Source organism: Microbacterium sp. W4I4 (genome assembly GCF_030816235.1).
Lineage (GTDB): Bacteria > Actinomycetota > Actinomycetes > Actinomycetales > Microbacteriaceae > Microbacterium.
This window is the reverse complement of record NZ_JAUSXT010000001.1, coordinates 889,636-902,768: the sequence shown is the minus strand read 5'-3', so window position 1 is coordinate 902,768 and position 13,133 is coordinate 889,636. Positions and strand designations below refer to the sequence as shown.

The window sequence follows — 13,133 nt, the reverse complement described above, 5'->3', positions numbered from 1 at the left end:
CGTGACTGACCTGAACCGACGTGCTGAGGAGTGCAGATGACTGAGTACCGACGACTTCGCGTGGCGCTGCTGGGCGCCGGAGCCGTGGGATCGCAGGTGGCGGACCTGCTGCTGCGACATGCAGATGAGCTGGCCGACCGCGCCGGTGCCCGACTGGACCTCGCCGGCATCGCCGTGCGCGATGTCGATGCGCCGCGTGACGCCGATCTTCCCCGAGAGCTGTTCACCACCGATGTCGAGACCCTGATCACCGGATCCGACATCGTCATCGAGCTGATGGGCGGCATCGAACCCGCTCGCTCGCACATCCTGCTGGGCCTCGGCTCCGGAGCGGATGTGGTGACCGCCAACAAGGCTCTGCTCGCCACCCACGGACCCGAGGTGTTCGAGGCCGCCGACCGCGTGGGTGCATCGGTGTACTACGAGGCCGCCGCCGCCGGGGCGATCCCGATCATCCGGCCACTGCGCGACTCGCTCGCCGGCGACCGCGTGGTGCGGATCATGGGCATCGTGAACGGCACGACGAACTACATCCTCGATCGGATGGACACCGAGGGCGCCGACTTCGCAGACGTGCTCGCGGATGCCCAGCGTCTCGGCTACGCCGAGGCGGACCCGACGGCGGATGTCGAAGGCTACGACGCCGCGCAGAAGGCCGCGATCCTGGCGAGCCTCGCCTTCCACACCGCGGTGCCGCTGGATGCCGTGCACCGCGAGGGCATCACCTCGATCACGGCCACCATGATCGAAGAGGCCCGTGAGGCAGGGTTCGTCATCAAGCTGCTCGCCGTGTGCGAGAGGCTGAACGATGAGGCCGGCGAGTCGATATCGGTGCGCGTGTACCCGGCTCTCGTGCCGCGTTCGCATCCGCTGGCCTCCGTACACGGCGCGAACAACGCCGTCTTCGTCGAGGCTGAGGCGGCCGGCTCCCTGATGTTCTACGGCGCCGGAGCCGGTGGCGTGCAGACCGCGTCCGCCGTCCTCGGCGATGTGGTCTCCGCCGCACGCCGTCACATCGCCGGCGGCACGGGAGTGGGGGAGTCCACCCGGGCGAACCTTCCGATCGTGTCGATCGGCCACGTGACCACCCGCTACCAGATCACCCTCGAGGTCTCCGACGAGCCCGGCGTGCTCGCCACCATCGCGGGGCTGCTCAGTGAGGGCGGCGTCTCGGTGGCGACGCTGGTGCAGACCGTCATCCCGACGGCGGACGAGAGCGCGGGTGAGACCGCACGCCTCATCATCGGGACGCACCGCGCCTCGGACAGCGCCCTGAGCGCCGCCGTCGAGCGGCTCACCGCCAGCGATGTCGTCGAGCACGTGGTCTCCGTGCTGCGCGTCGAAGGGGAGTGAGCGTGGGCGTCACCGTCGTCCCGGCGGACATGGAGCCCGTCGTCGCCGCAGCATCCGCTCCGAAAGGCGCCGAGCGCACGGTGACGGTCACGGTGCCGGCGACCAGCGCGAACCTCGGACCCGGCTTCGACACGCTCGGTCTCGCGCTGAGCGTCTACGACACGCTCACGGTCTCGGCGTTCACCGACGACCGACTCGAGATCGAGGTCACCGGTTCCGGCGCGGAGGAGATCCCGCGTGACGCGAGCAACCTCGTCGTCCGCTCGATCGCCCACGTGTACGCCGACGCCGGTCGCGAGATGCCCGGCCTGCGCATCAGCGCCGAGAACGGCGTTCCGCACGGGCGCGGGCTCGGCTCGTCGGGCGCGGCCGTGACCGCAGGCATCCTCATCGCGAAGGGCCTGCTGGCGGGCGACGTCGAGTTCGACGAGCGGACCCTGCTGCGACTGGCCACCGAGCTGGAGGGGCACCCCGACAACGTCGCCCCTGCCCTGTTCGGCGGGCTCACGATCGCCTGGACGGGTGAGCACGGTCCGCAGCACAAGAAGCTGCTGGTGCACCGCGGCGTGGCACCGGTCGTCTTCGTCCCCGGGTTCACCATGTCGACCTCGCTGGCCAGGTCGCTGCAGCCGCCGCATGTTCCTCGCGAGGACGCCGTGTTCAACGTCTCACGCTCGGCGCTGCTGGTGGCTGCACTCACCCAGAGTCCGGAACTGCTCCTGGACGCCACGGCCGACCGCCTGCATCAGGACTACCGCGGTGCCGCGATGCCCGAGACCCTGCGTCTCGTGCAGGCGCTGCGCGCGCAGGGTCACGCGGCGGTCGTCTCGGGCGCCGGACCCAGCGTCCTCGTGCTCGCCGACGGGCCGGGCGAGCGTCAGCGCGCGGTCGATGTCGCGGATGTCGTCACAGACACTCCCTGGGACGCCCACATGCTGGCCGTGGACGTGCGTGGTGGTACAGTTAGGGATCGAGCGGAGGGCTCCACGTAAGTTCGTGAATCTGGCCCCGTCGCACTTCTGCGAAATCCGCACGCGATCCCCAAGAGCCATCCAGGTTCTTGCAGGCAGACGCTCTGCGTCGGCGCGTGTGACGTGCAGCATCTGCTGCGCATTCTCTGGATTGCTCATTTCCCACGACATATGAGGGAGTACTCGTGGAGAATTTCTCCGAGACCCAGAACGACCAGCCGACCGGTGACACGGTCGCAACCGAGACCAAGGCTCCGGCCCGCAAGCGCGCGCCGCGGCGCGCGACGACCGCCTCCGCGGCAGCTGCCGCTGCCGAAGCTCCGACCGCGGACGCTCAGCAGACGGCATCCGCCCCTGCTGCTGCTCCCGAGGCCGTGACCGCACCGGATGCCGCGGCCGAGAAGCCGAAGGCCCCGCGCCGGAGCCGTGCCAAGAAGGCCGACGCCGAGACGCTGGACATCCCGGCGGCCGACAAGGCTCCGGCGTCCGACAACGCCGCTGCGGCGGACGGCGCGCCCACGGCGGATGCCGCTGAGGCGCCGGCAAAGCCCGTACGCAAGCGCGCCTCGCGCGCCACGAAGACGGCCGATGAGACCGCATCGGCGGACAATGCCACTGAGGCACCGGCTGAGGCGTCCGCGCCGGCCGAGGCCGCCGAGCCTGCGAAGCGCCCGACGCGCAACCGTCGCGGTGCCAAGAACGCCGAGGCCGAGGGCGACGCCGCCGAGGCATCCGCCGAGACCGCGTCGTCCAAGGACGACTCCGACGCCGACCGCGGTTCCGACCGCGGTTCCGAGAAGTCCACGTCGAACGGCGAGCAGAACGGCTCCTCCGACGACGACTCCTCCGGCGACGGAGAAGGATCCGGACGTGGCCGCGGGCGCAATCGCAACCGCAGCCGTGGCCGCGGCAACGACCGTCAGGGCGGCGGCAACGACCGTCAGAACAGCGGCGGCAACGACCGGAACGCCGGCCAGGGCGGCTCGTCGGACAATGCTCACGCTGATGACGAGTCCGGTTCAGGACGCACCCGCCAGCGCAACAAGCGTCGCGGCGGCGGCAACCAGAACGCTGACGAGTTCGAGACCGAGATCGGCGAGGACGACGTCCTGATCCCGATCGCGGGCATTCTCGACGTGCTCGACAACTACGCATTCGTGCGCACCACCGGCTACCTCGCCGGCCCGAGCGACGTGTACGTCTCGCTCGGCCAGGTGAAGAAGTACAACCTGCGCAAGGGCGACGCGATCGTCGGCGCCATCAAGCAGCCGTACGAGGGCGAGCAGCAGGGCCGCCAGAAGTACAACGCGCTCGTCAAGGTCGACTCGATCAACGGTCTGTCGCCCGAGGACGCCGGCACGCGCCTGGAATTCGGCAAGCTCACCCCGCTGTACCCGCAGGAGCGCCTGCGCCTGGAGACGGTTCCCGAGAAGCTCACGCAGCGCATCATCGACCTGGTCGCCCCGATCGGCAAGGGCCAGCGCGGCCTCATCGTCGCGCCTCCCAAGGCCGGCAAGACCATCGTGCTGCAGCAGATCGCGAACGCCATCGCACAGAACAACCCCGAGGTCCACCTCATGGTCGTCCTCGTCGACGAGCGTCCTGAAGAGGTCACCGACATGGAGCGCACGGTGAAGGGCGAGGTCATCGCCTCGACCTTCGACCGCCCCGCCGAGGACCACACGACCGTCGCCGAGCTCGCCATCGAGCGCGCCAAGCGTCTGGTGGAGCTCGGCCGCGACGTCGTCGTGCTGCTGGACTCGATCACCCGCCTCGGCCGCGCGTACAACATCGCGACCCCCACCTCGGGCCGTGTGCTCACCGGTGGCGTCGACGCTGCGGCACTGTACCCGCCGAAGCGCTTCTTCGGCGCCGCGCGCAACATCGAGAACGGCGGATCGCTCACGATCCTCGCCACCGCGCTCGTCGAGACCGGCTCCAAGATGGACGAGGTCATCTTCGAGGAGTTCAAGGGCACCGGAAACAGCGAGCTTCGCCTGTCGCGCCAGCTGGCGGACAAGCGCATCTTCCCGGCCGTCGACATCAACGCGTCCAGCACCCGTCGTGAGGAGATGCTGCTCTCGGCCGACGAGGTCAAGATCACGTGGAAGCTGCGTCGCGCGCTCGCAGGTCTCGACCCGCAGCAGGCGCTGGAAGTCGTGCTCGGCAAGCTGAAGGAGACGAACTCGAACGTCGAGTTCCTGTTCCAGATGCAGAAGTCGATCCCGACGCCGCCGTCCACCGGCTCCAGCCACGGTCACGAGAACAACATCCGCTGAGTCTCCGCGAGACGGGAGCAGCGGCGTGTTCGAGTCCGTTCAGACGCTGATCGACGAGCATCGCCGGGTGCAGGAGGAGCTCTCCGACCCGGCGGTGCACGCCGATGCGGCGCGCGCGAAGCGCGTGAACCGGCGCTACGCCGAGCTCTCGCGCATCGTGGCGGCGTATGAGGCGTGGGTCGCGGCCTCCGAAGATCTGGATGCCGCACGGGAGCTCGCCCGCGAGGACGACGCGTTCGCCGAGGAGATCCCCGCCCTCGAGGAGGGCCTGCACGTCGCCCAGGAGAAGCTGCGCCGACTGCTGATCCCGCGCGACCCCGATGACGCCCGCGACGTGATCATGGAGATCAAGGCGGGGGAGGGCGGCGCAGAGTCGGCGCTGTTCGCCGCCGATCTGCTGCGCATGTACGTGCAGTACGCCGCGCATCGCGGCTGGAAGACCGAGCTCCTCGAGCGCAACGAGTCCGACCTCGGCGGCTACAAGGATGTCCAGGTCGCGATCAAGGGATCGTCGACCGACCCCTCGCAGGGCGTCTGGGCGCATCTGAAGTACGAGGGCGGCGTGCACCGAGTGCAGCGCGTGCCCGCCACGGAGTCGCAGGGACGCATCCACACCTCGACCACCGGCGTGCTGGTGTTCCCCGAGGTGGACGAGCCCGAGGAGCTCCAGATCGATCCGAACGATCTGAAGATCGACGTGTACCGCTCGTCCGGACCAGGCGGGCAGTCCGTCAACACGACTGACTCGGCCGTGCGCATCACGCACGTGCCCACCGGCATCGTCGTGTCGATGCAGAACGAGAAGTCGCAGCTTCAGAACCGCGAGGCCGGAATGCGCGTGCTGCGTGCCCGTCTGCTGGCCAGGCAGCAGGAGGAGCTGGATGCCGCGGCATCCGATGCCCGTCGCTCGCAGATCCGTGGGATGGACCGCTCCGAGCGCATCCGCACCTACAACTTCCCCGAGAACCGCATCGCCGATCACCGCACCGGGTACAAGGCGTACAACCTCGATCAGGTGATGGACGGCGCACTCGACCCCATCATCGAGTCGGCGATCACGGCCGACGAAGAGGCCAGACTCGCTGCCCTCGGCAGCTGACACCCCCGACCCAACCCCCATCAAGCCCGTCTATATGGCGTGAACCGCCCACTTTTCACCGATCTGGGGGCGGTTGGCGCCATATAGACGGGCCTGTGGAGAACTTCAGCGGCGCGACGCTGGTTTCAGACAGGATGCCGGGATGCCATCGCATCCGCTTCCACCACAACTCGGCACCGCCTTCTCGACGGCGTATGCGCGCAGACTCGGCGTCTCCGAGAAGCGTCTGCGCGGAATGGACCTCGGTACTCCTACCGTGGCGTTCGCACTGCGCCCGCCGAGACGGATGAGACTATCGAACCGCAAGGCGAATGGGAGCAGCGTCGCTCCGAGCATCTGACGCTGCTGCGCGCGTATCTTCCCGTTCTTGCGCCCAACGGCTTCTTCTGCGGACCAAGCGCGGCCGTCGTGTGGAGCATCCCTCTTTCAACTCACGCGTGGCCGCAGAAGGAGATCCATGTCGGCATCCACCGACCGAAGCGAGCGCCGCGCCGTCCAGATGTGGTGGGCCACCAGTTCACGCGCGGATTCATCCACGTCACAGAGCATGATGGTCTTCCTGTGACAGACCCTGCCAGCACCTGGGCGGATCTGGGCAACATGCTGCAGGAAGATGCTCTGGTTGCGGCAGCCGACTTCGTCCTGCGCACCCCTCGACATCCCGGTGGGTTTCGGCCGGCGTTGGGGCTCCACTGGCTACTCGGGACGAGCTCCAGGCACTCACGGAGCGAAAGGGAAGGCCCGGTGCTCCCCGACTTCGGCGTGCGCTCGAGCTGGCTCGCGACGGTGCGTCGTCCCCACCGGAGACGCAGATCCGACTGATCCTGCGGGATGCGAACCTGCCCGAGCCCGTACTCGACTTCGACGTGTACGACCGCTTCGGAAGATTCCTCGGATGCAGTGAGCTCGCCTACCCCGAATTCAGGATCGCGATCGAGTACGAGAGCGATGGACACCTGACGCGTGAGCAGCTTCAGCGCGACATCGACAAGTATCAGGCCTACGCGGAAGCGGGCTGGAACGTGGTCCGCCTGACAGCCCAGCACGTGTATCGCGACCACGATGAGGCGGTGCGCCGCGTCAGGGCGGCGCGCGCAACCGCATCGAACCGGTGACTACCCCGCTATATGGCGCAAGCCGCCCCGAATCAGAGGGATCTGGGGCGGTTAGCGCCATATAGACGGGCTTTGAAGCCGGGCCGGGTCAGATCGAGTAGTCGGGGGCGGAGAGCAGTGCGCGCACGCTCTCATCGGCGTCGCGGGGGCGGGCCTTGGCGGGCATCCCGACCAGGACGCTGTCCGGCGGCGAGTCCCGGGTGACCACGGCGTTCGCACCGACCACCGAGCGTGCACCGACCCGGATCGGTCCGAGGATCTTCGCGCCGGCGCCGACGGCGACGCCGTCCTCGAGAGTCGGATGCCGCTTGCCGGAGTCCCTCGTGCGACCACCGAGCGTCACCCCGTGGTAGAGCATCACGTCATCGCCGATCTCCGCCGTCTCGCCGATCACGACACCCATGCCGTGATCGATGAAGAAGCGTCGGCCGATCTGTGCTCCGGGGTGGATCTCGATGCCCGTCAGCCAGCGCGTGAGCTGCGATCCGGCACGCGCCGGGAATCGCAGATCGCGCCGCCACAGCGCATGCCACACCCGGTGCGCCCAGATCGCGTGCAGACCTGAATAGAGCACGACGACTTCGAAGCCGTTGCGCGCCGCGGGGTCACGACGGCGCGCGGCCGCGATGTCCTCGCGGACCCGGGAGACGACGCCCATATCCGGAGCCGTCAGTCCTTCGGCTTGTCGCGCAGATCCTCGAACAGTGCGGTGGAGATGTAGCGCTCACCGGTGTCGGGGATGACGACGACGATGGTCTTGCCGGCGTTCTCCGGTCGCTCGGCGACCTTCAGCGCAGCCCAGACAGCCGCTCCGGCCGACATGCCGACCAGCAGTCCCTCCTTGGCGGCCAGATCGCGCGCGGTGCGCAGCGAGTCGTCGAACTCCACGGGGAACACCTCGTCGAGCACGTCGCGGTCCAGCACGTCAGGGACGAAGTTCGGGCCGATGCCCTGGATGCGGTGGGGGCCGGGGTGGCCCTCGCTGAGCACGGGGGAGTCCGTCGGCTCGACGGCGATCACCTGGACGTCCGGCTTGACCGCCTTCAGCGCCTGGCCGACGCCCGTCACGGTGCCGCCCGTGCCGACACCGGCGATGAAGATGTCGACGTTCCCGTCGGTGTCGCGCAGGATCTCCGGACCGGTGGTCTCGCGGTGGATGCGGGGGTTGGCGGCGTTCTCGAACTGACGCGCCCACACGGCATCCGGGTTCTCCGCCAGGATCTCCTTGAGCGCCTCGATCGAACCCGTCATGCCCTTGGTCGGGTCGGTGAGCACGATCTCCGCGCCGAAGGCACGCAGCAGCACACGACGTTCCTTGGACATCGAGGCGGGCATGGTCAGGATCACCTTGTAACCGCGGGCGGCTCCCACCATCGCCAGTGCGATCCCGGTGTTGCCGCTGGTCGCCTCGAGGATCGTGCCGCCGGGCTTGAGCTGGCCGGAGGCCTCTGCGGCGTCGACCATAGCGATCCCGATACGGTCCTTGACGCTGGAGGCCGGGTTGTAGAACTCGAGCTTCGCCAGCACGGTGGCGTTCAGGCCCTCGGTCACGTGGTTCAGGCGCACCAGCGGCGTGTTGCCGAACGCGGTGGTGATATCGGAGTGGATGCCGGCCATGGGCGGACCTTTCGTCGAAGGGATCAGCGTGATCAGCCTACGGTGCGGGGCACAGGCATCCGCTGAATGTGTCCGGCCGGGCAGGCGCATACGCTGGAGCCATGCCCGAGTCCCTCTCCGCGCGTCTGCGCGCCATCGCACAGCAGCTGACCGATGCGGGCGTGCCCGATCCCGGTGTGGATGCCGAGCTGCTGATCGGCCATGTTCTGGGACTCGGACGCGGCGAGCTGCAGGCGGCCGTCATCCGCGGCGGGGCACTGGGAGAGGCGGAGTCCGCTCAGCTGGACGGCCTCGTCGCACGGCGCGCGGCCAGGGAGCCGCTGCAGCATCTGACCGGAAGGGCAGCCTTCCGTCATCTGGAGCTCGAGGTGGGACCCGGCGTCTTCATCCCGCGCCCCGAGACGGAGATGGTCGTGCAGATCGCCATCGATGCGCTGATGGAGAGTGCGACGCCGGCGCCTGTCGCCATCGACCTGGGCACGGGCAGCGGCGCGATCGCCCTCGCCATGGCGACGGAGGTGCCGCACGCCAGAGTGTTCGCGGTCGAGCGCTCGCCCGAGGCCCACACATGGGCGGCGCGCAACACCGCCGGAGCCGGCAATCTCACCCTGGTGCACGGCGATCTGGCGAGCGCGTTCGACGAGCTGCGGGGGACCGCGGCGGTGGTGATCTCCAACCCGCCGTACGTGCCCGACGACGCCATCCCGCGCGACGTCGAGGTGCGCCTGCACGACCCTGCCCAGGCGCTGTACGGCGGCCCGGACGGACTGGATGTCGTACGGGTGATCAGCCGTCGTGCTCAGGAGCTGCTGCATCCGGGCGGGCTGCTCGTGCTCGAGCACGGCGAGCTGCAGGGCGCGCAGATCCGCGCGCTGCTGGAAGCCGACGGATGGCGCTCCACGGCCACGCACGAGGACCTCACCCGTCGTGACCGCGCGACGACGGCGCTGACGCGCTGAGCGACGCCACGGCGGATCGACAGCCCGTCACCGTAGAATGGGCGGGCCATGTCAACTGTCTTCGATTGCCGCGATGAGACTCAGATCCTCGCCGGCATGCGCCACGCCCGCCAGGCCATCGCCCGCGGCGAGCTCATCGTGATGCCCACCGACACCGTCTACGGGATCGCCGCGGATGCTTTCTCGCCGGCGGCCGTGCAGCGGCTGCTCACCGCGAAGGGGCGCGGGCGCGACATGCCGCCTCCCGTGCTGGTGGCCGGCCCGGAGATGATGGCCGCGCTCGTGGAGGAGATCCCCGAGCCCGTGCAGAGGCTCGTCGATGCATTCTGGCCCGGCGGGTTGACCATCGTTCTGCCGGCGCAGCCGTCGCTGACCTGGGATCTCGGTGAGACCCAGGGCACTGTGGCCGTTCGGATGCCGGACCGCCGGGTCGCCCTGGAGCTGCTGGCGGAGACCGGACCGCTCGCCGTCTCCAGCGCGAACCTGACCGGCCGGGATGCCGCTGTCATCGCCTCGGACGCCGAGGCCATGCTCGGTGAGAGCGTCGCCGTCTACCTCGAGGAGGGGTACAGCGAGAGCGGTGTGCCCTCGACCATCGTGGATGCGACCTCGCTCGTCGGTACGGGCGCCGACGAGGTCGCGCTCGTGCGCATCCTCCGCGAGGGCGCGATCACGCGCGAGCAGCTCGAAGAGGTGCTCGGCGACCTGCTGGAGCCCGTCGAGCAGCCCGGTGCGGCCGAGCCTCAGAACGCGGCCGAGCCTCAGAACGCGGCCGAGCCTCAGAACGCGGCCGACGGTGGAAGCACGGTCGACGAAGAGTGAAGCAGTACCTGTTCACGATCATCCTCACGGCGGCGATCACGTTCGCGCTGACGTGGGCGGTCTGGCGGCTGAGCCTGAAATTCAAGCTCTACCCCGGCATCCGTGAACGGGACGTGCACAAGACCCCCACGCCGAGGCTCGGGGGAGTGGCGATGTTCATCGGGATCGCCGTGGCGATCCTCATCTCGGCGGCGAACCCCTTCTTCGAGCGCATGTGGTCGCCTCCGCACACGCTGTGGTCGATCCTCGCGGCGGCTCTGCTGATCGCGATCGTCGGCGTCATCGATGATCTGTGGGATCTGGATTGGATGATCAAGCTCGCCGCGCAGTTCCTCGCGGCCGGCATCATCACCGCCGGCGGCGGACTGCAGGTGCTCTCGCTTCCCGTGGGCGACATGATCCTCGTCTCGCCGTGGGTGAGCATCTCGATCACGATGCTCGCGATCGTCGTCGTGATGAACGCGGTGAACTTCATCGACGGTCTCGACGGCCTCGTCGCCGGGGTCTGCCTGATCGCCAACGGCATCTTCTTCGTCTACTCGTACATCCTCACCCGCGACTCCGGCGCGACGAGCTACTTCAACCTGGCCACCTTCCTCGCCGCCGTGCTGATCGGGGTGTGCGTCGGGTTCCTGCCCTTCAACTGGAGCCCCGCGAAGCTGTTCATGGGCGACTCCGGCGCACTGGTCCTGGGCCTGTTGATGGCGACCTCCGCCATCGCCGTGACCACACAGGGCGACGTGAACGCGTTCGACCCCGAGCGCTTCGGCCGCTCGCAGCTGCTGGGCGCGTTCATCCCCATCGTGCTGCCCCTGGTCATCGTGATGCTGCCGCTCCTCGACTTCGGCCTGGCCGTGTTCCGGCGCATGCGGGCGGGCAAGTCGCCCTTCGCGCCCGACCGCAAGCATCTGCACCACCGGATGCTGGATCTCGGCCACCGCGACCGCGATGCGGTGCTCATCTTCTACGCCTGGACGGCCGTCATCTCCCTGGCCGTGCTGCTGATGTACATCGCGACCAGGCAGGACTGGCCGGGCGGATACGTCGTCGGCGTCCTGTTCGGCGTCGTCGGCAGCGCCGCGTGCCTCGTCGTCACCCTGATGCCCTCGCATCGTCGTCCGACTTCCCCTGCCGCACCGACCGTTGCCGATGCAGGGCGCCCCTCGACCGTCAGCTCCATGGAGTCACAATGAACAAAAGCCCTGTGTCCAGCAACCCGATCCTGCGGCGCACGCTGATCTGGTCGGTGGTCTCCGCCGCCGTGCTGGCGCTCGTCGCCGCCGGGGTCGGCTTCGCCGTCGACGGGACGCACGGGCTCTGGAGCGGACTGCTCGGCGTATTGCTCGCTGTGGTGTTCCTCGGGATCACCGCGGGGAGCATCCTGTTCGCGAATCGCTGGTTCGGTGATCCGCTCTACGTGCAGCTGTTCTTCGCGATCGTCCTGGGCGGGTGGCTGCTCAAGCTCGGCATCTTTCTTGTGGTGATGATCGTGCTCGCCGGCCAGCCGTGGATCTCGCCGCTGGTGTTCTTCCTGTCGATCGTCGCAGGAGTGGCGATGTCGCTTCTCATCGACGTGATCGTGCTCACCCGGATGCGGTTGCCGAATGTCAGCGACATCTCCCTGCCCACCGTCAACCCGGAGGACGACGGAAGCGCCGACGGAGGCGGGCCCGCGGCGTCGGAGGAGAAATGAGTCTGGTAGTGTTTTGTACGTGCCCGCCGCTCGTTTTGCGAGCGCTTGCGCTGTGATGCACACCGTCCCTCGTCGCCCCGGTTCAGACCGGTGACCCGAAGCTGGAGCCCGCGCTGTTGAATCTCGCTGCGACCCTGATCCCCCGTCCGTTCGCCGGGGACGGTGAATTCCACGGTCCCTCGATGAATGACTTCTTCCCGGAGACTCTCTTCAAGGTCTTCGGCGTCATCGATGTGAACCGCATCCACCTGATCCAGCTTCTCTCCGTCATCGCCGTCGTGCTGCTGCTGTGGCTCGGCACGCGCCGGATGAGCGTCGTGCCCGGCCGCTTCCAGAGCCTCGTCGAGATGGGCCTCGGGTTCGTGCGCAACGGCATCGCTCACGACCTGCTCGGTCGCAAGGACGGAGAGCGCTTCGCGCCTCTGCTCGTCACGATCTTCTTCATGATCCTGTTCATGAACATCACCGGCATCATCCCGTTCCTGAACATGCCGGGTACGGCGATCATCGCCGTACCGCTCACTCTGGCCGTGATCAGCTACGTGACCTTCATCTACGCCGGCATGAAGAAGAGCCCACTCGGCTTCTGGAAGAACTCGCTCTTCCCCTCCGGTGTCCCGTGGCCGGTGTACATCATCGTCACGCCGCTGGAGTTCATCTCGACCTTCATCATCCGTCCGGTGACTCTCACGCTCCGACTCATGATGAACCTGGTCGTCGGGCACATGATCCTGGTGCTCTGCTTCTCCGCCACCGCATTCTTCATGTTCACCGTGGGCGGCGGCTGGGCAGTTCTGGGTATCGGGACGCTCGCCTTCGGCGGCGCGTTCACGATCTTCGAGATCCTGGTCGTCGTCCTGCAGTCCTACGTCTTCACCGTCCTCACCGCGATCTACATCCAGCTCGCGGTAGCAGAAGAGCACTGAACGGGTCAGCCCACCAGCTGACCAAAACCGAAAGGAAACATCCCGTGGACGCAACTACGGTTCTCGCCGACATCAACGGTCACCTCGCATCGGTCGGCTACGGCCTCGCTGCCATCGGTCCGGCCATCGGTGTGGGCATCGTCGTCGGAAAGACGATCGAGGGCGTCGCCCGTCAGCCTGAGCTGGCCGGTCGCCTGCAGGTCCTCATGTGGATCGGTATCGCCTTCACCGAGGCGCTTGCATTCGTCGGCATCGCTGTCGGCTTCATCCCCTTCCCGTAATCCGCAGCGACTTGTGAA

At 68.0% G+C, this 13,133-nt stretch carries 13 protein-coding genes; 11 read left to right on the top strand and 2 right to left on the bottom strand.

All coding sequences use genetic code 11. The annotated features are described in order from the left end of the window. The first annotated feature begins 36 nt into the window (after positions 1-36). The 5 genes from QF046_RS04310 to QF046_RS04290 all read left to right on the top strand — a co-directional run bounded on the left by QF046_RS04310 (position 37) and on the right by QF046_RS04290 (position 6,817). Entirely contained in the window at positions 37-1,353 is a 1,317-nt protein-coding gene (locus QF046_RS04310; protein ID WP_307366566.1) for a homoserine dehydrogenase, read from the top strand. Positions 1,354-1,382: 29 nt separating this feature from the next. Further along, positions 1,383-2,345 (top strand): homoserine kinase, encoded by a 963-nt coding sequence (gene thrB, locus QF046_RS04305; RefSeq protein WP_307372702.1) that lies wholly within the window; start codon positions 1,383-1,385, stop codon positions 2,343-2,345. 164 nt (positions 2,346-2,509) lie between these two features. Continuing rightward, the gene (gene rho, locus QF046_RS04300; RefSeq protein ID WP_307366564.1) at positions 2,510-4,603 is read left to right on the top strand and encodes a transcription termination factor Rho; all 2,094 of its coding nucleotides are present in this window, start codon (positions 2,510-2,512) and stop codon (positions 4,601-4,603) included. Between the two features lie 25 nt (positions 4,604-4,628). Continuing rightward, positions 4,629-5,702 (top strand): peptide chain release factor 1, encoded by a 1,074-nt coding sequence (gene prfA, locus QF046_RS04295; protein WP_307366561.1) that lies wholly within the window; start codon positions 4,629-4,631, stop codon positions 5,700-5,702. Positions 5,703-6,568: 866 nt separating this feature from the next. Continuing rightward, positions 6,569-6,817 (top strand): hypothetical protein, encoded by a 249-nt coding sequence (locus QF046_RS04290; RefSeq protein WP_307366559.1) that lies wholly within the window; start codon positions 6,569-6,571, stop codon positions 6,815-6,817. Positions 6,818-6,905: 88 nt separating this feature from the next. Here the strand turns inward: QF046_RS04290 and epsC are convergent, their stop codons facing one another. Further along, positions 6,906-7,475 (bottom strand): serine O-acetyltransferase EpsC, encoded by a 570-nt coding sequence (gene epsC / locus QF046_RS04285; RefSeq protein WP_307366557.1) that lies wholly within the window; start codon positions 7,473-7,475, stop codon positions 6,906-6,908. 11 nt (positions 7,476-7,486) lie between these two features. Next, the gene (gene cysK / locus QF046_RS04280) at positions 7,487-8,434 is read right to left on the bottom strand and encodes a cysteine synthase A (protein WP_307366555.1); all 948 of its coding nucleotides are present in this window, start codon (positions 8,432-8,434) and stop codon (positions 7,487-7,489) included. A 101-nt stretch (positions 8,435-8,535) separates the two neighbouring features. Between cysK and prmC the strand changes: the two genes are divergently transcribed. From prmC to atpE, 6 genes are all read left to right on the top strand, one after another. Continuing rightward, the gene (gene prmC, locus QF046_RS04275; protein WP_307366553.1) at positions 8,536-9,393 is read left to right on the top strand and encodes a peptide chain release factor N(5)-glutamine methyltransferase; all 858 of its coding nucleotides are present in this window, start codon (positions 8,536-8,538) and stop codon (positions 9,391-9,393) included. A 48-nt stretch (positions 9,394-9,441) separates the two neighbouring features. After that, positions 9,442-10,215: an L-threonylcarbamoyladenylate synthase gene (locus QF046_RS04270; RefSeq protein WP_307366551.1), complete on the top strand. Its 774-nt coding sequence runs from the start codon at positions 9,442-9,444 to the stop codon at positions 10,213-10,215. Further along, complete coding sequence (locus tag QF046_RS04265) at positions 10,212-11,408, top strand: MraY family glycosyltransferase (protein ID WP_307366549.1); 1,197 nt, start codon at positions 10,212-10,214, stop codon at positions 11,406-11,408. Before QF046_RS04270 ends, QF046_RS04265 begins: the two co-directional genes overlap by 4 nt. Next, complete coding sequence (locus tag QF046_RS04260; RefSeq protein ID WP_307366547.1) at positions 11,405-11,908, top strand: hypothetical protein; 504 nt, start codon at positions 11,405-11,407, stop codon at positions 11,906-11,908. Before QF046_RS04265 ends, QF046_RS04260 begins: the two co-directional genes overlap by 4 nt. A gap of 182 nt (positions 11,909-12,090) precedes the next feature. Further along, positions 12,091-12,834, top strand: a complete 744-nt coding sequence (gene atpB / locus QF046_RS04255) for a F0F1 ATP synthase subunit A (protein WP_307366544.1) — start codon at positions 12,091-12,093, stop codon at positions 12,832-12,834. A 44-nt stretch (positions 12,835-12,878) separates the two neighbouring features. Next, positions 12,879-13,115 carry an ATP synthase F0 subunit C gene (gene atpE, locus QF046_RS04250; RefSeq protein WP_042541851.1) on the top strand — a complete coding sequence of 79 codons (237 nt, stop codon included), beginning with the start codon at positions 12,879-12,881 and terminating at the stop codon, positions 13,113-13,115. Positions 13,116-13,133 lie beyond the last annotated feature (18 nt).

Coding starts and splice junctions, on each gene's coding strand:
- QF046_RS04310 (WP_307366566.1), top strand. CDS start 37: ATGACTGAGTACCGACGACTTCGCGTGGCGCTGCTGGGCGCCGGAGCC.
- thrB (WP_307372702.1), top strand. CDS start 1,383: ATGGAGCCCGTCGTCGCCGCAGCATCCGCTCCGAAAGGCGCCGAGCGC.
- epsC (WP_307366557.1), bottom strand. CDS start 7,475: ATGGGCGTCGTCTCCCGGGTCCGCGAGGACATCGCGGCCGCGCGCCGT.
- cysK (WP_307366555.1), bottom strand. CDS start 8,434: ATGGCCGGCATCCACTCCGATATCACCACCGCGTTCGGCAACACGCCG.
- prmC (WP_307366553.1), top strand. CDS start 8,536: ATGCCCGAGTCCCTCTCCGCGCGTCTGCGCGCCATCGCACAGCAGCTG.
- QF046_RS04270 (WP_307366551.1), top strand. CDS start 9,442: ATGTCAACTGTCTTCGATTGCCGCGATGAGACTCAGATCCTCGCCGGC.
- QF046_RS04260 (WP_307366547.1), top strand. CDS start 11,405: ATGAACAAAAGCCCTGTGTCCAGCAACCCGATCCTGCGGCGCACGCTG.
- atpB (WP_307366544.1), top strand. CDS start 12,091: ATGAATGACTTCTTCCCGGAGACTCTCTTCAAGGTCTTCGGCGTCATC.